This window comes from Bacillus sp. FSL W8-0848 (genome assembly GCF_038007805.1).
Classification (GTDB): Bacteria; Bacillota; Bacilli; order Bacillales; family Bacillaceae; genus Bacillus; species Bacillus glycinifermentans.
Window position 1 is genome coordinate 3,015,645 of sequence record NZ_JBBOYB010000001.1, and the last position, 16,639, is coordinate 3,032,283.

The 16,639-nt window shown below is 49.9% G+C and carries 16 protein-coding genes and 1 pseudogene; 4 read left to right on the plus strand and 13 right to left on the minus strand.

Features of this window, described 5'->3' with window-relative positions:
* Positions 1 to 13 precede the first annotated feature (13 nt).
* Together NSQ39_RS15945 and NSQ39_RS15950 are read right to left on the minus strand one after the other, a co-directional pair.
* Positions 14 to 454 carry a DUF86 domain-containing protein gene (locus tag NSQ39_RS15945; RefSeq protein ID WP_046131644.1) on the minus strand — a complete coding sequence of 147 codons (441 nt, stop codon included), beginning with the start codon at positions 452 to 454 and terminating at the stop codon, positions 14 to 16.
* A 24-nt stretch (positions 455 to 478) separates the two neighbouring features.
* The gene (locus tag NSQ39_RS15950; RefSeq protein WP_003184977.1) at positions 479 to 754 is read right to left on the minus strand and encodes a YutD family protein; all 276 of its coding nucleotides are present in this window, start codon (positions 752 to 754) and stop codon (positions 479 to 481) included.
* 103 nt (positions 755 to 857) lie between these two features.
* On the opposite strand from NSQ39_RS15950, the gene NSQ39_RS15955 reads away from it, so the two are divergent.
* Positions 858 to 1,457, plus strand: coding sequence for a YhcN/YlaJ family sporulation lipoprotein (locus NSQ39_RS15955; protein WP_046131645.1), 600 nt, complete (start codon positions 858 to 860; stop codon positions 1,455 to 1,457).
* 51 nt (positions 1,458 to 1,508) lie between these two features.
* Here the strand turns inward: NSQ39_RS15955 and lipA are convergent, their stop codons facing one another.
* Complete coding sequence (gene lipA, locus NSQ39_RS15960) at positions 1,509 to 2,405, minus strand: lipoyl synthase (RefSeq protein WP_046131646.1); 897 nt, start codon at positions 2,403 to 2,405, stop codon at positions 1,509 to 1,511.
* A gap of 256 nt (positions 2,406 to 2,661) precedes the next feature.
* Here lipA and NSQ39_RS15965 point away from each other — a divergent pair, with 256 nt between their 5' ends.
* Entirely contained in the window at positions 2,662 to 3,645 is a 984-nt protein-coding gene (locus tag NSQ39_RS15965; RefSeq protein ID WP_046131647.1) for a M23 family metallopeptidase, read from the plus strand.
* A 27-nt stretch (positions 3,646 to 3,672) separates the two neighbouring features.
* Here the strand turns inward: NSQ39_RS15965 and yunB are convergent, their stop codons facing one another.
* The 6 genes from yunB to NSQ39_RS15995 form a co-directional block, all read right to left on the minus strand.
* Positions 3,673 to 4,434: a sporulation protein YunB gene (yunB, locus tag NSQ39_RS15970; protein WP_046131648.1), complete on the minus strand. Its 762-nt coding sequence runs from the start codon at positions 4,432 to 4,434 to the stop codon at positions 3,673 to 3,675.
* A gap of 70 nt (positions 4,435 to 4,504) precedes the next feature.
* Positions 4,505 to 4,810 (minus strand): YunC family protein, encoded by a 306-nt coding sequence (locus NSQ39_RS15975; protein WP_046131663.1) that lies wholly within the window; start codon positions 4,808 to 4,810, stop codon positions 4,505 to 4,507.
* Positions 4,811 to 4,884: 74 nt separating this feature from the next.
* Positions 4,885 to 6,255: a bifunctional metallophosphatase/5'-nucleotidase gene (locus NSQ39_RS15980; RefSeq protein ID WP_046131649.1), complete on the minus strand. Its 1,371-nt coding sequence runs from the start codon at positions 6,253 to 6,255 to the stop codon at positions 4,885 to 4,887.
* A 24-nt stretch (positions 6,256 to 6,279) separates the two neighbouring features.
* The gene (locus NSQ39_RS15985; RefSeq protein WP_046131650.1) at positions 6,280 to 7,098 is read right to left on the minus strand and encodes a sulfite exporter TauE/SafE family protein; all 819 of its coding nucleotides are present in this window, start codon (positions 7,096 to 7,098) and stop codon (positions 6,280 to 6,282) included.
* Positions 7,099 to 7,116: 18 nt separating this feature from the next.
* The gene (locus NSQ39_RS15990; protein WP_046131651.1) at positions 7,117 to 7,968 is read right to left on the minus strand and encodes a DUF72 domain-containing protein; all 852 of its coding nucleotides are present in this window, start codon (positions 7,966 to 7,968) and stop codon (positions 7,117 to 7,119) included.
* 123 nt (positions 7,969 to 8,091) lie between these two features.
* Positions 8,092 to 8,625 carry a hypothetical protein gene (locus NSQ39_RS15995; protein ID WP_046131652.1) on the minus strand — a complete coding sequence of 178 codons (534 nt, stop codon included), beginning with the start codon at positions 8,623 to 8,625 and terminating at the stop codon, positions 8,092 to 8,094.
* A gap of 90 nt (positions 8,626 to 8,715) precedes the next feature.
* Between NSQ39_RS15995 and NSQ39_RS16000 the strand changes: the two genes are divergently transcribed.
* The gene (locus tag NSQ39_RS16000; protein WP_175075386.1) at positions 8,716 to 9,303 is read left to right on the plus strand and encodes a TetR/AcrR family transcriptional regulator; all 588 of its coding nucleotides are present in this window, start codon (positions 8,716 to 8,718) and stop codon (positions 9,301 to 9,303) included.
* Positions 9,304 to 9,346: 43 nt separating this feature from the next.
* Here NSQ39_RS16000 and NSQ39_RS16005 read toward each other — a convergent pair.
* The 3 genes and pseudogenes from NSQ39_RS16005 to allC all read right to left on the minus strand — a co-directional run bounded on the left by NSQ39_RS16005 (position 9,347) and on the right by allC (position 13,225).
* Positions 9,347 to 10,710: pseudogene (locus tag NSQ39_RS16005) on the minus strand (allantoinase).
* Positions 10,707 to 11,960 (minus strand): pyridoxal-phosphate-dependent aminotransferase family protein, encoded by a 1,254-nt coding sequence (locus NSQ39_RS16010; RefSeq protein ID WP_175075387.1) that lies wholly within the window; start codon positions 11,958 to 11,960, stop codon positions 10,707 to 10,709. Before NSQ39_RS16010 ends, NSQ39_RS16005 begins: the two are co-directional and overlap by 4 nt.
* A 14-nt stretch (positions 11,961 to 11,974) precedes the next feature.
* Positions 11,975 to 13,225: an allantoate deiminase gene (gene allC / locus NSQ39_RS16015; protein WP_046131655.1), complete on the minus strand. Its 1,251-nt coding sequence runs from the start codon at positions 13,223 to 13,225 to the stop codon at positions 11,975 to 11,977.
* Between the two features lie 178 nt (positions 13,226 to 13,403).
* Between allC and NSQ39_RS16020 the strand changes: the two genes are divergently transcribed.
* The gene (locus tag NSQ39_RS16020) at positions 13,404 to 15,005 is read left to right on the plus strand and encodes a PucR family transcriptional regulator (protein WP_175075388.1); all 1,602 of its coding nucleotides are present in this window, start codon (positions 13,404 to 13,406) and stop codon (positions 15,003 to 15,005) included.
* A 98-nt stretch (positions 15,006 to 15,103) separates the two neighbouring features.
* Here the strand turns inward: NSQ39_RS16020 and NSQ39_RS16025 are convergent, their stop codons facing one another.
* Entirely contained in the window at positions 15,104 to 16,300 is a 1,197-nt protein-coding gene (locus tag NSQ39_RS16025) for an MFS transporter (RefSeq protein WP_175075389.1), read from the minus strand.
* Between the last annotated feature and the right edge of the window lie 339 nt (positions 16,301 to 16,639).

Below are 16,639 nucleotides of genomic sequence, written 5' to 3' on the forward strand. Positions count from 1 at the left end.
ACACTCCAGTTTATTAATGCGGTTTAAATGCTGATACAGGTCCGAGTTCATTGTTTAAATAATCGCGGATACGGACGGGAAATGCCTCAAGCGCTTCCGCGTGCGTTTTCAGCAAGTTTTCCAATTCCCCGTGGCTGACATTCAAGTAATCCTGAACGAGCGCTTTCCGGCAGGCGATCAGCTGTTTCAGATCTTCGCCTTCCGTTTGGCTGACGACCTTCTCATCAGCCAGTATATCCATGATGTCGTCATAGCTTCCCGGATCTCTCATAATGAAGCCGTCAATCATATCGTTTCCTACGTCCAGGATACTTTCGATCAGCGTATGACCGATCCTTTCAAGCGCTTTTTTTTCGATGTCTGACGCCCATTCAGTCTGCTTATGAAACAGCCGGAGCTGCTCTTCAAAAAAATTCAGCGTGTTTTCAATTTTGTTTCGATCGACAAAATACATAGCGGCATCCCCTTTTATGACCGATTATTTTCGCAAGCGTTTCAACACAAAATACGCACAGCCGAAATTGCAGTATTCGTAAATATATTCATCAAGGGTGCTGATTTTTGTATCAAAGGTCGCCTTTTGATTTTGATCATCAAAAAAGCCTTTCAGCCTCAGCTGGCTGTATCCCCAGTCCCCGACAATGTAGTCGTATTTATTTAAAATATCGGAGTATCTTGCTTTAAACGCTTCTTCATTAAATCCGTTTTTCACATCTTTGACGACTTCAAATGCAGCGTTCTGAACGACAATCATTCTTTTCACCTCTTTTATATGATAATTCAAACACCAGCCGCCATCAATTGCTAAGAATAAATCTTCCTCTTTGGAAAAGCTATAGATAAGGAGGAAATGCAGGATGAAAACAAAAATGCTTTTAACCATTTTGCTGCTGGCCTCGCTGGCCGGATGCCAGCAGGCTTTAAACGATCCGAATCACAAAGATATTTATGATGAAGACGGCAACACCGTCCATGTCGCTGATCGGAACCGCCAGTACAACCAAAGCTTCAGAAACGATGATCGAAAAGGCAGGTTCGGTTATGCGCGCCATCAGGCGACTCCAGTTAAAAACAAAGATAAAACACAGACGCCAAAAATCAACAGGGAAGAGATGGCCCATATTATATCTAGTTTAACGGTTCAGCTTCCCAATATTCAAGATGCCTCGGCGCTTGTAACGGATGAAGAGGCGCTTGTCGTCTACCGGACAGGTTCAAAGCGGCGCGAGGAAACCGCAGATCAGGTGAAAAAAACGGCGGCCTCCGTCGTTCCGAGATATTACCATATCTATATATCGGACAATCCGAATTTGATGCAGTCCATCGCCAACTTCAGCTCGCTCGGCTCCAATTCAAGAAACGTCGATCAGCTGATGGCCGATACGATCGAGGAAATGAAAAAATCGCCTCAAGGAAGCGTTTCGACGGACGGAAAAGGAAAAAACGCCGAATCCTAGCGCACGAAAAAAACGCCAGATATTCTGGCGTTTTTAATTTAGCTGAGACAATCAGGCATTGGCCTGCCGTTTTTTGGACGCTTCATTGACCTGTTCATCGGCATGGTAGGAAGAACGGACAAGAGGACCTGCTTCACAGTGGCTGAAGCCTTTTTCCATGGCGATCTCTTTCAGTTCGGCAAATTCATCAGGATGGTAGTATTTCTGTACTTTCAAATGCTTTTTGGACGGCTGCAAATATTGGCCGATCGCCATAATGTCGACATTGTTGGCCAGCAGGTCATCCATCGTTTCAATGATTTCTTCTTTTGTTTCGCCAAGACCGATCATGATGCTCGATTTCGTCGGGATATCGGGCTGCATTTCTTTGGCGCGGCGCAAAAATTCCAAAGATCGTTCATATGTAGCTCTTGCACGGACTCTCGGCGTCAGCCTGCGGACCGTCTCAATGTTGTGATTCAAAATGTCCGGCCGGGCATCCATCAGCATTTTTAAATTATCGTAGTCTCCGCCCATATCGGAAGGAAGAACTTCAATTGTCGTAAAAGGATTTTTTCTCCGGACGGCGCGCACGGTTTCTGCGAATACGCCAGCTCCCCCGTCCTTCAAATCGTCCCGGGCGACGGCTGTAATGACCGCATGCTTCAGATTCATGAGACTGACGGAATCTGCGACGCGTTCCGGTTCTTGCAAATCAAGCTCTGTCGGCAGGCCGGTTTTCACCGCACAAAAGCGGCAGGCTCTCGTACAGACAGATCCGAGAATCATAAACGTTGCAGTCCGTCTGACCGCCCAGCATTCGTGAATATTCGGACATTTCGCCTCCTCGCACACCGTATGCAGGTTGTTTTCTCTCATTAATTTCTTAAGGCCCGTATAGTTTTTATTCGTATTAAGCTTTATTTTCAGCCATTCGGGCTTTCTGAGGTGTTCGTCTTTCTTTGCCAATTCCATCAACTCCACTCGTGGATAGTAATCAAGTTTTGCTGCGAAAATGTAAGGACTTGGGCGATGGATTTCGTCCCTTGCCATTTGGAACCGCTTAAAAAACTTAAAAACTTGTCTTTAGTCACTTTAACATACGACAGATTTGCGGACAAGGCATTGATTTTTTGCAATATCAAATTGTTAACATTTTCTTATTATCGTTTTTACCGTTTGTCGCACACTATACACAATTAAACGGAAAGGAGCCAATGATACTGTGAAAGTCGTATTATCCGTTCTCATTCTCCTTTTAGTCATCGTTCAGCCTTGCGCTTTGGGAAAGGAACAGACAGCGTCAGTTCTAAAAAAAAGGATGGCGCTTTACAATAGAGCGGAAGCTGCGACCCAAATCCCCTGGTACGTTTTCGCTGCCGTTGATCAATACGAAATCAACATTCGCAAGAACCGCAAAGACCTGCCGAAAAAAAAGGGGTATACAGGGATCTACATTCCGCAGGACATCTGGAGCGGTCCTGAAAATCCAAACCAAAGTGATACATCTCCGCTCAGCATTAAGGTATTTGACGGAATCGGAATGGACGGCAATGGAGACGGCCGGGCGGAAGCTGATAATGACGAAGATGTCCTGTATACGTTCGGCAAATATTTGACGACATATGGAAACGATCTCGCAAACATCCGCATCGGGCTGTGGGAGTTTTATGAAAGGGATCAGTCGGTCGGCATCATTACGGGATTTATCAAACTTTTTCGCAAATACGGCCACATTGATTTAGGCGCGCACGCGTTTCCCCTCCCCATCCGGTCGGATTACAGCTACAGAAGCACGTGGGGAGACGCCCGCGGCTTCGGGGGCAGGCGCATCCACGAAGGAACCGACCTGTTTGCCCATCACGGAGTTCCGGTTCGGTCGACATGCTACGGAATCATCGAAATGAAAGGCTGGAACCGCTTTGGCGGTTGGAGAATCGGAATCAGGGACATCCATAATACGTATCACTACTTCGCCCATCTGAACGGATTCAGCAAAGGTTTAAAGGTCGGGCAGATCGTCGAGCCCGGCCAGGTGATCGGCTCCGTCGGAAACACCGGATACGGGCCGCCGGGCACATCGGGAAAGTTTCCGCCCCATCTCCACTACGGCATGTACAAGGACAACGGCAGAAGCGAGTGGTCATTTGATCCGTATCCTTATTTAAAAGCATGGGAGCGAAAAGAGCTCAGGCAGAGGAAAAAATAAAAACATCCCGTTTTCCCCGGGATGTTTTTACTCTTTTTCATCGGCTTTTTCGCCTTTGGAAGGAATTTGGATCGACGGGGACGTCTGGCTTCCGCTGCCGCTGTAGAAATCGGGCACATCTCCGTGTATCGCCTGAATCGTCGCCGGTATCGTATTTTTGACAACCGCCGTCTTTGTCGCAAACGGAATGACGACCCTCACCTTTACTTCGACAAGCACGCCGATGTTAATTAAGGCGTTGTTAATCCCGTAAGGCTTGACGCTCTCTTTCACGTCTGTAAAGACGTCTCCGACGATGTTGAGGCGCACGGGAATTTTTGGACCGAGGTTTCCGAGCAGCGAGTTGCCGGTGGTCTGGCCGAGGGGAATTTGATAAATGACGCCGTCATCCCGCCCTTTCTTCGTTTTTGCTGAAGAATTAAACTCTTCTGTTTCGGTTTCCTGAAGATTGTGATGAAGCGCTTTTGTAATTTTGCTTTGCATATCCTTAACAACGTGGGAGTTAAAATCGACCGTCGTTACTTTTCCGTTTTCGCTTGTTTTCATCTCGATCATGTTCTGTACATTTTTATCTTTGCTAATATAGCTTTCGACCGCTTCCTGGATGGCGTGCATCGCAATTCTGTTCGTTTCCATTTCCGCAATGTTCAACAGCGTCGGCTTGATCGAGGAGTTGATGATCAATAAGCTGACCGTTGTTGAAAATATAAATATCACAAAAGAAAGGAGCATGACATACCGAAAAGGCAAAGGTCCTCTTTTAGAAAGAGGGCCGCGAAATCTCCGCAATGCAAAATCCCCCCTTACATCACAATGTGTATGCTTGTAAGAGGGGATATACGCTTCAAACAGACAACTTTTATTCCGCCATTTTTAAAAGCGCCTCTTTGCCGCTCATGCCGGCGTGTATCCCGAGCTCTTTTGCCGCGTCTGTAACCGATTCGAGCGGGGCGCTGAGAAGCTCATCGATCGTGCGGACGCCGACTGCTCTTGCGGCGACGATTTTCCGTTCCTTTAATTTATCATTCAGCAGGGCGACATCAAGCGCCCCGCACATAATATATCCATGATCGGTCGTTACCGCCATAAAGTTCGTTTTCGGCAGTTTGACGGTTACAGCGATAAACGGCCGGTCTTCGATTATCACCGGAGTTACATTCACCACTTTCAACCCCCCCCTTTACCATTAGTGTATGGCGAAAGCGGGGGACTTGTTCCGTTTTACCCGAAGAAGCTTTTTCAACGATCGCCTCGGCATGCCTTATCCAGCTTCCAGGCCAGGAGGTCCCGCAGGAATTCCGGCATGAAATACTCGATGTCACAGGCATCGCGAATCGCAGGGAAAAGGGTCCCGAGCGTAAACATGTCAATGGTTGCGAGCGTATACGTGCGGCCCGGCTCGATTTCGGCTCCGGCGACCGCGAGCTTTTCTGCATCAAGACCGGAGTACATCATTTTTCCCATCACCTTTCCACGGAAGCCGAGGCCTTTGATATGAAGCTGCTCCATTTCCTCTGCGGAAGCCTGGAGTACGGTTTCCTTCAATTCGGTTCCCGTCAGCTTCACTTTGACCGGGTTGATCGGATGCGGACAAATACGGTGGATGTCGCCTCTAGTCACAGGTCCGGCTGAAAGGGAGCCGAGCAAAATTCCGGCATTGACCATGCCGATTTCGGCATTACACCATTCCTTAAGCGCATCGGCAAGCATTTGGGGCAGAGCTGAAGCTTGAAACCATTCGGCTGTAATCGGATGATCCAATTGAGCCACTTCCTCCCGAAGCACAGTCCGGGCTTGCTCCATTTTTCCCATGAGGAAAGCAGACGTTTCCTCCGATTCTCCATTCCAATCTGAAGTCTTCTGTACACTCGCTTTTTTTTCGAAAACGGTCCTCCTGTCAAGATCAACCGTCAGTTCGACATGGCCGGCATAGTTTCCATACTTTTCGGCGCAAGCGAGCAAAACGCCGTTTTTCATCATGCCGTCCTCCAGCAAATGGTGTGTGTGGGAACCGAGGATCAGATCGATTTCGGGAAACCTCTCCGCTGCCTTTTGATCGTCCAGGATGCCCAAATGAGAAAGAAGAATCGTGATGTCGGCTTTTCCTTTGACCTCTTTCAGTACCCGGGCGATGCTTTCAAAGGCGTCGGTTACTTTCCAATCGAGCTGTGCATAGATCGGATAATACGGGACCGTCACGCCGAGTACGGCGATGGTGATTCCGCTCTTTAGCGTTTTGATCCAATACGGCTCTGCCCATGACGGCCTGTTTCCGCTTGTATCAAACAGGTTGGAAACGATGACCGGAAACTCCGCATGACGATAAAGCGCATCAAGCTCCTCGTGCGGGAGCGTGATTCCTTCATTGTTGCCGATCGTGACCGCGTCATATCGCAGACGATTCAAAAGCTCCACATTCGCTTTTCCGAAAGTTGCTTCAGATATCGGGTGAAATCTGTCGACATGGTCGCCGATATCAAACAGAAGCACTTCCTCGTCTTCCGCTGTGTGTTTTTGCCTTTGTTTCCCGATGTAATCAACGATGGCCGGCCAGTTTTCAAAATGGCTGTGCAGATCATTTGTATGATAGATATGGAGCTTTTCCCGCATGCAAATCTCTCCCTAACGTATAGACTAAAATGCGCCTTGATAGATAAGTCTGAGTCCGACCAGAATCAGAACGAGCCTCATGATGAAAACGATCGTTTTCGATTGCATCTTTCTATTGATAAAGGCGCCGAGCTGCCCTCCGAACCAGGCGCCCGGAATGAGCGCCAAAGCATAAAGCCAGTTGACATGGCCGCTTATAACGTGGCCGGCAGATCCCGCAATCGAAGAAAGGAAAATGATAAACATCGATGTGGCGACTGCGACCCGCGTCGGAATTAAAAACAGGAGCATCATCGCCGGCACCATTAAAGAGCCTCCGCCGATTCCGAATAAACCGCCGAGGAAACCGACGAAACACGCGATTGCGATTCCTGCCCAAGGCTGGTAGGAATACGTGTAATCGTTCCCCTCGTCATCTTTAAACGTTCTGATGATGCCGGCGTGCTTCTTGTCCAACGGCTTCGCTTTTTTCTTGATCATGAGCGACAAAGATATCAAAATCATAAATATTCCAAACCAGAGGGAAAACGAATCCGTGCTGAAATATTTTGACACATGGGCGCCGATAAGGCTTCCCGGTCCAGATCCGATAAAAAAAAGAAGCCCGCTCTTATAATCGACGGTTTTGTATTTCATATAAGCGATCGTCGAAGACAGGCCCGTAAAGATGATGACAAAAAGCGAAGTGCCCACCGCCATTTGGGGCGTAACGTGGTGAAATAACCCCGTAAAGCCTGACAAAAAAAGCAAAGAAGGAACGATGACAATCCCGCCTCCAAGGCCGACGAGACTGCCGATGGTTCCCGCGATCAAACCGAGTATGATCAGTATAAAATATTCCATGAATAAGTCCTTCTTTCTTTAGCTGAATAAATCGAGCTGCCTTGGCGTAAGCCCTTGATATTCAAGGCCGAGCAGCTCCATCATTTGTTTTCCGTTCGCGGCCGCATCGCCGCCTGAATTGTTGTTGAACAGCACGTAAAGATCTTTCGACTGCCGCTTTAAAAGTTCCAGGTTTTTCGTCCAATCTTTCAATTCCTGTTCATTATATAAATACAAATATCTGACTTCCCGCCAGTTTTGCCCCGAAGACGGCCGGGCCCAGCCCTCCTTATTGCGGCCGTGAAAACGGACGAGCGTCTTTTCGCTGTCTGTCGCATGAAGAACGGTCGGAACGCTCCCTTCCCCGATCTGCGGTTCATCGCAAATGCTGTGTATCCAGCCTTGTTCTGTCATAAAGGAAAGCGTCTTATCGCGGAATTGGGGCATGAACCATGACCTGTGCCTGAATTCAAGGGCACACGGCACGTCCCCCATTTTCTCCCTGCACCACCTTAAGTAATTGACGTTTTCTTTTCTGCAGTCAAACCAGGGCGGAAACTGGAAAAGAACCATCGCCAGCTTCCCGGCTTTTATGTAAGGGGCGAGCGACAGTTTAAAGGCGTCAAACATCTCATCCTTTGAATCAAAAGGAATGTCGCCGCGCTGATGGCCGGTCATTCCCTGATAGGCTTTTATGACAAATTGAAAGGACTCCGGCGTTTCTTTTACCCATTTTTCGTTGTTTTTTTCGGGCTGGATTGCGTAAAAGCTTGCATCAAGCTCGACGATCGGAAAATGGGACGAATAGTGCAGCAGCTTTTTTTGGCTGTTTGTCTTGGGCGGATACAGGCTGTCATGATCCCCCCATCCGGTTAATCCGATATAAATCAATCTCGTTCACCTCTCTTTTTAGTTTATCACAGGTTTTTTCGAGAATCCTTTATTTCGGCCTGCATGTTAGCATTTCCTTCTCCCGAATCTTTATCATAAAAAAGAAGCCGGCACCCCGGCTCCTTAAGGCGTTTTCTTCGGAAAAAAGGTAAAGCTGAAGCTATAGAGAAAATCGATGGCGAGAATGACGGACCATAAAGCAGCAGTGCGCATTAAAGCTTCGGTTCTGTCAAAATCGCCGATGAACACGTGCAATCCCGCCAAAAGCGCCGCTCCGATCGCCCAGGCGGCAAAATGGCGAAGCCAGCCTGCCCGCTCTTTTTTGGCGTGTTCCTTTCCGTACCGCGGCCCTTTGTCAGGCTTCGGACCTCCGGCAAAGCGATAGGCGAACCGGACATCCGCCCATTTGATCATCCGGCTGCCGAATGCGACGCTGACCCCGATGTAGACGGCGGCCAGCCCGTGCAGAGTATCCGCTTTTGCCCCATTGTGCAAATCGACGGCCGTCGCTATAAGCAGCAGCAAATCTAGTACAGGCGTTGCGGCTAGAAACAACAAGCCGATTTTTTTCATCCCGGCAATATATCGAAAAAACAGACCTAACAGAATAAACACCCAAAATCCGATTTCACAAGCAATAATCAGCAATCCAATCATCTATGTTTCCCGCTCCTTTTTTCATACATTTGTGCTAAAAAAATAATAACACAAATGTATGAAATAATACAACTGTGTTATAATGAATATATGCCAAAAATCGTTGATCACGAAAAACAAAAAGAAAAAATTGCCGAGGTCGTCTGGAAGGTGATCCACAGAGAGGGACTTGACCATTGCACCGTCAGAAAAATCGCGGAGGAGGCGGGGCTTTCCGCAGGGGCGATGCGCCATTACTTCCCGAATCAGTCCCAGCTGTTCATCTATTCTATGCAGCTGGTCACAAACAGGGTGAAGGCGCGCATCGAACGGATGACATGGACGGGAACGCCTGCCGACGATGTGAAACAGCTTCTTCTTCAGTTTTTGCCCGTAGATGAAGAAAGAAAGCTGGAAATGGAGGCATGGCTGTCATTTACGGCGAAATCGCTCAGCAATCCGGAGCTCCAGCCGTTACGAAAGGAGATGAACGCAGGAATTTATTCAGCCTGCCAAAAGGCTGTTGAAGCGCTGACGCAATCCGCCGGGAATCCGGATATTGATGTGCCGATGGAAACGGAGCGGCTGTACGCCCTTATCGACGGACTTGCGCTCCACTCGCTCCTGGAGCCCGGACAAGTGTCGCAAGAAGTGATCGATTCCGTGCTGACAAGCCATTTAAAGTCCTTGGCCATGTGACAAAAACCAGCCTGACGGTGCAGTCAGGCTGGTTTCATTCGTTTCAAACATTGGAATATTGTACCGTTTTCAGCCATTCCCCCCCGTTGTGACGGAGCGGCCCGCTTCCGTCATAAACGAGCCGCCCTCTGTTGAATGCCGCCGCTGTGCGGCAGGGGAAAACGTGTCCTTCGTAAAGGCTTTGCTTATGCCTCATAAACATGCTGTCCTTTGTTACGGTGTACGAATCATTCAGGTCGATGACGGCAAAATCGGCGTCACAGCCGATTTTGATCTCGCCTTTTTTCCCGCCCAGGCCGAAACGGAGTGCGGGCGTCCGCGCCGTCCAGTCAGCCACCTTCTCAAATGGAAGCTTGTATGTCAAAGCGATCTCGATCATCGCCAAAAGCGTAAACTGGCCGCCGCTGATTCCGCCCCACGAGCGGAACAGATTGCCGCCTCCTTTTAATTCGGGAGGACATGGAGAATGGTCTGATGATATTATGTCGATTTTGCCTTCGACGAGCGCCTCGATAAGCGCGGATTTTCCCGCTTTTGACCGAAGCGGCGGAGCGCATTTCGCTTCCGCGCCCTTTTCCAGCAGCGCCCCATGGTCAAACAGAAGATAATGTGGACAGGTTTCAGCGGAAACGTCGATTCCATCTCGTTTCGCCTCAAAGATCAAATCGAGTGCTTCTTTCGTCGTCATATGGACAAAGTGAAGAGAACAGCCCGTGACACCGGCAAACCGGAGGGCACGGAAAACGGCTTCAGCTTCAGCCTCCGGCGGCCGCGATGCCGCATACGCATCAGCATCCGTCCTCCCCGATTGTTCGGCTTCCTGCTGCAGAAATTTGATCATTGGATCGCTTTCGGCGTGAAGCGCCAATATTTTGTTGCAGGCGGCAATTTCCTTCATGCCCTCCAAAAGGGTCAAATCGTCTGCGGCTTGAAATTCTTCATTTCCCGCTTCGGAAAGAAACGCCTTAAAACCGATGACCCCGGCATCAGCCATACCTTTAAGGTGATGGATTTTTCCGGGGACGAGTCCGCCCCAAAGGGCAAAGTCGACGAGCGATTTTTCTTCGGCGATCGCCGCTTTCTCCTCGAGCGCCTGAACGGTGACGGTTGAAGGGATGCCGTTTAAAGGCATGTCAAAATAGGTCGTGCACCCTCCCGCAGCCAGCATCCGTGATCCGTATGAATTCCCTCCCAATCGGGACGGCCCGGCTCGCTGAAATGGACGTGGCAATCGACGGCTCCGGGAAAGACGTACCGACCGTCAGCCCGCCATACCGTTCCGGCAGCTTTTTCGTCCAGTTCGCCGATCGCGGTGATCACCCCGTCTTTTACGCCGATATCGGCTTTTTCCGCTCCCTCCGGCAGTACGGCATAAGCGCCTTTCAACACGAGATCGTACACGTTCATGAAACCCCTCGATTCACAGCCGTTTTTCCATGATAAAAGGAGAGCGCGGCCTGAAGAGCGCGGCCCGGCTGAACAGGGGCTCCGACACGAATAAGGACCGCTTCAAGCGCCGCTAACGCAAATAGAATATTTTCTTTGCGGCAGCTGTAGCCCATCGTTCCGATTCTCCAGATTCTTCCGCAGAGGGGGCCGAATGAGCTTGCAATTTCAACGCCGAATTCCTTAAGCATCATGTTGCGCACCTCTTCTGCATCGACCCGTTCAGGCACCTTGACACAGGTGACCGTAGGAAGCTTTTTCTCTCCTTCCGCAAACAATTCGAGCCCCATCGCCCTGATTCCCTCTGTTAAGGCCGCTTCGTGAAGCCGGTGCCTTTCAAAGCGCTCGGACAGCCCTTCTTCGAGAACGGCGCGCGCGCCTTCCCGCAAGCCGTACAGCATGGATGTCGCTTCCGTATGGTGATTCAGTCGCCGCGGACTCCAGTAATCCATCAGCTGGCTGATGTCAAAATAGTTGCTGTATATCGGCAGATGGTCCCTTTCCCGCTTCATGTCTTCTTCTGTAGCAATGCCGCGTTCGACTTTTTTCCTTTCGTTGATCCGTGCTTCGATCCGGCTGTTAAACGTAATCGGCGCCATGCCGGACGGAACGGATAAACACTTTTGCGTTCCGCCGATGACGGCGTCCAAACACCACTCGTCCGTATTCACGTCCGTCCCGCCGATCGTTGCGACCGCATCGACCACGCACAGCACGCCGAGCTCACGGCAGAACCTGCCGATTTTCCCAAGCGGCTGCATGCATCCCGTCGATGTCTCGCCGTGTACGATTGCCACGATTTCCGGCTTGACGCGTTTAATTTCCCGAATGACGTCCTCAGGATCAAACACCTCTCCCCAAGGGCATTCCATCGTATGTACGTCGGCGCGGCAGCGTTCACATATCTCGGCAAGCAGATGGCCGAACCTTCCGAATATCGGAACGAGCACCTTATCGCCGGGTCTGATGATGCTTATGAGGACCGCTTCAAGCCCCGCTCTCGACGTCCCGTCGACCGGAAACGCCCACTTGTTTTTCGTCCGGAAAATCTGCCGCAGCAGTTCCATGACCTCGTTCATCATATTCGTGAATGCCGGGTCAAACTGGCCGAGCACAGGGTTTGAAAGGGCCCGCAGCACTCTTGGGTCGGCTTCGACCGGTCCCGGCGTCATAATCGTCCGTTTGGGAATATTGATTTCTCCGATTGTCATCACCTTTTCTCCTCTCATTCATAAGCCAAAGTATATAGCAGATTGGCGAGCAGCCTGATCCCCGAATTGAGGTCATCCGGATTCGTCCATTCCTCTGGCGAATGGCTGATCCCGTTCCGGCTCGGAACGAACAGCAGCGTCGTCGGACAATGCGTCCCGAAGATTTGGGCGTCGTGCCCCGCTCCGCTGACCATTTCCCGATAGGATACGTTTGTTTTCTCAGCCGCCCGCTTGGAGAGGCGCGTCAATTCCCGATCCATTTTCACAGGTTTTGCATCCGTCGTCTGCACCGCGCTGATCTGAACGCCCGACACTTCGGAGAGCTCTGTGAAATATCTGAAAATATCTTCGCCGAATCGATCCAGCACCGCTTCGCTGTGATGCCGAAGATCAAGAGAAAAAACGGCTTCACCCGAAATGACGTTCGGGACATTCGGCTTTGCTTCAAGCCGTCCGACCGTGGCCGTTAGAAGCGGATCGGCAGCTCTTGCTTTTTTCGTCAAGTATGAAATGCAAAGAGACGATATCGCGACCGCATCCTTCCTTGTATTCATCGGCGTCGTCCCTGCATGGTTGCTTTCGCCTTTGACGGTGACGGTATAGCGCCGCTGCCCGACGATGTCGGTGACGATTCCGATCTGCCGGCCGCTCGCCTCCAGGATGCCGCCTTGTTCAATGTGGAGCTCGATAAAGCATGCCGCATCATTTCTGAACGGCTTCTTGTACCTCCCTTCCCCAAAGCCGCACTGCTTCATCGCCTGTTCGATCGAGATTCCGTCGCGGTCGCAGACAGCGGGAGCCTTTGTACAGTCGAACAGGCCCGTCAGATTTCCCGACCCCCAAAATGTAAGGGGAAAACGGCTACCTTCTTCTTCGCACAGGGAAACGACTTCGATCGGCCTTTTCGGCGCTCCGTAAGCTTCACGGAGCCGTTTTGCGGCAAGAAGGCCCGCCAGAATTCCATATGCCCCGTCGAGCCTTCCGCCGTTTGTGACCGTATCGATATGCGAACCGGTCAATATCGCCTTTTGTTGAGTCTCTGTTCCTTCTATTCTTCCAAACAGATTCCCTGAGTCGTCAAAATAAGCATCCATTCCCCAGCCCTCCATCTTTTCTTTTAAAGCGTGCTGGGCATCCAGCCAGGGCCTGGTATAGAGAAGCCTTGTCACTCCCCCTTCCCCGCTGTCGCCAAATGAAGCGAGCCAGGTGATCATTTCTTCAATTTCGCTTGCTGTGCTGCCGGTTATACGGGCATTCATAGTCATGTAAAGAAACTTCCTTTCTATTTTCTTGTTATATTTCTTTACAACTTTATATATAAATCCCAGTTTACTGATAATATAAACAATAAACATCGGCATAATTGTCACAATTTCATTCGTTTTTTGTTGATCTTAACCAAAATGTCGTCACGTTTCTTTACGAAGGAGGCTGAAAGATCAAATGAACATTTTTGACATCATGCAGCTCCCCGTGTTTAAAGGTGCAAGGCTTGCCGCAGGGGAATCCGGAGGCTTCAGGACCATTCAGCACATCAATATGATGGATGCGCCGGACATCGCTGATTTTCTTCATCCGGACGAGCTGCTTGTCACGACCGCTTATCATGTAAAGGACCGTCCGCATTTATTAAAAGAATTGATCGAGAAGATGATCAAGCGAGGCTGCGCGGGACTCGGCATTAAAACGAAGCGCTTTTTGAGGGAAATTCCCGAAGAGGTGATTGCCATTGCCGATCGGCAGTCGTTTCCGATAATCGAATTGAACGAAAGCGTCCGCCTCGGCGACATTGTCAACCATACGCTGAGCCATATTCTCGATAAGCGAACTCTTGAGCTTGAACAGGCGATAAATGCCCAAAAACAATTCACAGATCATATCATGAGCGGGAGAAGCATTCAGTCGCTGGTGAAAAATGTGTCACTTATATTGGGTATGCCCGTTCTCCTTTTAAATCAGCACCTCAAGCCGATATCCCCGCAAGGAGCGGATCGATCCGAAGGGCCGCCGCTTCATGAAGGCATTTTTCACAGAGGCAGCAAAACGGCTTTCACGTGCTTTTCAACCCTTTCCAAACAGAAAACATATTCCGTATTCCCGATCTATACCCATGAAAAAAAATGCGGCTTTCTCGTCGTGTGCGGGATGATTCCAGCCACTGACAAAGGCCTGCTGTTAACGATTGAACAAGCAGCCAATGTGATCGGTTTTGAACTGATGAAAGAAAACGCGCTCAAGCAGTATACGAGAAGAGCGCGCAATGAGTTTTTCAGCAATTTTTTGGACGGAGCCTTTTCTTCGCCGGCCGAGATTAAAAACCGCGCCAAAGAATTCGCGCTGAAGTGGGACCAAAAGTATTTATGCATTGCCGGCAAATTGGACCGCAACGAAAAAGCGGTCAGCTTCACGGAGAACCAGCTGGAATCTGACGGCGTGTTCGAGTTTTTGGAAGAAGAGCTCGGTCGTTTTCCGTTTCCTCCGCACCTGTTTATCAAAGGAAACACGTGCTTCCTCCTCGCCGAGGGAACGGACAGCTGGGCGGAAATGAACGCGGCGGTTTACGCGTTTTTACGGCGGTTTCAGCAAAATGCCGCAAAGCACTTCCGGCGAACGATTTCCTTTGGCATCAGCAATCTCTGCCATCAGCTTGCCGCTGTCCCCGATATCTGCAAAGAAGCGCTCGACGCCCTGCACTCCGGTCACCTTTCCGGCGGCACAGAATTCATTCAAACATACCATATGAAGGATGTGTCAGAGCTGCTGAGGATGATTCCGGTCGACGATTTAAAAAAGTTTTGCACATATACGCTGCAAAACTTGGCACATCTCCCCCGCGATGATCAAGGGCTAATTCATACATTATCCGTCTATTTAGAAACGCACTGCCAAATTTCTGAGACGGCAAAACGTCTGTATGTCCACAGAAATACGGTCATTTACAGGCTTGAAAAATGCGAGGAGCTCCTTGGAAAAAGCCTGAAGGATGCCGACACCACGCTGCGCTTACGGCTGGCTCTCAGAATTCAAATGCTGCTTAACATGTAAGAAAATGCTGCGGCTTGCTCGGAAAAATGGAGAAAACGCCAGCACATCATTTCAATCAACATGCGGCCATAAAAAAACGCCGGCATTTGCCGGCTGCTTTATACTTTTTCCGGGATTGCTCTGGTTTGCTTTTTCCGTCCCCAGCCGACCGCCGCCAAAAAACTCAAGACAAGGACGGCCGCGCCAAACACGTATGGAATTTCGATGTTCACGTCGAACAGCAGCCCCGCAACCGCAGGTCCGACAATGTTGGCAAGGCTCATGAACGCATTGTTCATTCCTGCCGCAAAGCCCTGCTCATCTCCGGCCATTTTCGAAATGAGGGTATTGATCGCCGGGCGAAGGATGGATGTCAGCATAAAGAAGACGATCGTCGCGCCGAACACAAGCCAATACGATCCGGCCAGCGAGCAAACGACGAGCGCTGCAGCCGAGCCGATCAATGTGATGTTCATCAGACGCTTTTCGCCGAAGCGGTTCGTGAGCATTCCAAGGGCAACGGCTTGCACAAACACGCCGATCAAGCTTGCCGCCGTGATGACAAACGCGATGTCTCCCGGTGTAAACCCGTGCTTGTGATCGACATACAAACTGAAGACCGCTTCAAAATTCATGATGCCGAAGTTCAAAACGAACACCAAAACGAGCAGAAACGCATACGGCGATTTCAGCGCCCGCGTCATTTGCTTCAGCAGGGGTTCGCGCCGTTCGCCGGACCGCCGCTTTTCAAGCATCTTTTCTTCGCTGAGCGTTTCCGGAAGCACGAAAAGCGACAGTACTGTTGCAACGCAGGCTAAACCGGCTGACACGTAAAACGGAAAAGCGAGCCCGTACGCCACCAAATAGCCGCCTGCTCCGGGGCCGATGACAAATCCGAGTGACATCGCCGCACTGATCAGCCCCATCCCTTTGCTGCGGTCCTTTTCCGAGGTGATGTCCGCGATATAGGCAAACATCGCCGGAACCAAAAAGGCCGCCCCCGCTCCGCCCAAAAGGCGCGAAACAAACAGGAGCCACATCTGGCCGGCCCAGGCGAAAATGAGCTGTGAAACGGCAAACGCTCCAATGCCGAGTATGATCATTTTCCGCCTGCCGTATTTATCCGTCATTTCCCCTGCAACAGGCGAAAACAGCAGTTGCGTAATACCGGAGGCCGCGATTAACAGGCCTAGCGTCCCTCCCGAGGCGCCGAATTTTTCTATAAATGTAGGCATGAGCGGAATGATCAGCCCGATGCCGAGCATGACGATAAATACGTTCAGCATAAGGATATATAATCTGGCCATATTTTTCATGCGCATACCCCTTCCTTTTCGTCCGAAAACAGGACTTTTTCTTCAAGGTCGAACTGCTACTCAATCAGTATATCCAGCGGTGGATTTAAAGTCTAGTTTTTTCATATTTTATTTATTTTGTATATTTTTTCTTTACGAAAGCGCAATAGGTTTGTCATTTAGGAATAAAATGCGCAGGTGTTGAGAACAGGAAGAAATGACTGATCTGCTATATCGGGAGACTTGCTTCTTATCAGCATTGAAAGGCGTCAGGGAGCTGGTGCACGATCTGGAAGAAACTTATGAAGACTATATAAAGAGGGGATGCACAAGTCTGAAACTTACCGATAACGAATTGAC

What these genes read in the sequence shown, in the direction of transcription:
- NSQ39_RS15945 (WP_046131644.1), bottom strand. Translation starts at nt 454, where the DNA reads ATGTATTTTGTCGATCGAAACAAAATTGAAAACACGCTGAATTTTTTT.
- NSQ39_RS15950 (WP_003184977.1), bottom strand. Translation starts at nt 754, where the DNA reads ATGATTGTCGTTCAGAACGCTGCATTTGAAGTCGTCAAAGATGTGAAA.
- NSQ39_RS15955 (WP_046131645.1), top strand. Translation starts at nt 858, where the DNA reads ATGAAAACAAAAATGCTTTTAACCATTTTGCTGCTGGCCTCGCTGGCC.
- NSQ39_RS15980 (WP_046131649.1), bottom strand. Translation starts at nt 6,255, where the DNA reads ATGCGGGAAAAGCTCCATATCTATCATACAAATGATCTGCACAGCCAT.
- NSQ39_RS15985 (WP_046131650.1), bottom strand. Translation starts at nt 7,098, where the DNA reads ATGGAATATTTTATACTGATCATACTCGGTTTGATCGCGGGAACCATC.
- NSQ39_RS15995 (WP_046131652.1), bottom strand. Translation starts at nt 8,625, where the DNA reads ATGATTGGATTGCTGATTATTGCTTGTGAAATCGGATTTTGGGTGTTT.
- NSQ39_RS16000 (WP_175075386.1), top strand. Translation starts at nt 8,716, where the DNA reads ATGCCAAAAATCGTTGATCACGAAAAACAAAAAGAAAAAATTGCCGAG.
- NSQ39_RS16010 (WP_175075387.1), bottom strand. Translation starts at nt 11,960, where the DNA reads ATGACAATCGGAGAAATCAATATTCCCAAACGGACGATTATGACGCCG.
- allC (WP_046131655.1), bottom strand. Translation starts at nt 13,225, where the DNA reads ATGACTATGAATGCCCGTATAACCGGCAGCACAGCAAGCGAAATTGAA.
- NSQ39_RS16020 (WP_175075388.1), top strand. Translation starts at nt 13,404, where the DNA reads ATGAACATTTTTGACATCATGCAGCTCCCCGTGTTTAAAGGTGCAAGG.
- NSQ39_RS16025 (WP_175075389.1), bottom strand. Translation starts at nt 16,300, where the DNA reads ATGAAAAATATGGCCAGATTATATATCCTTATGCTGAACGTATTTATC.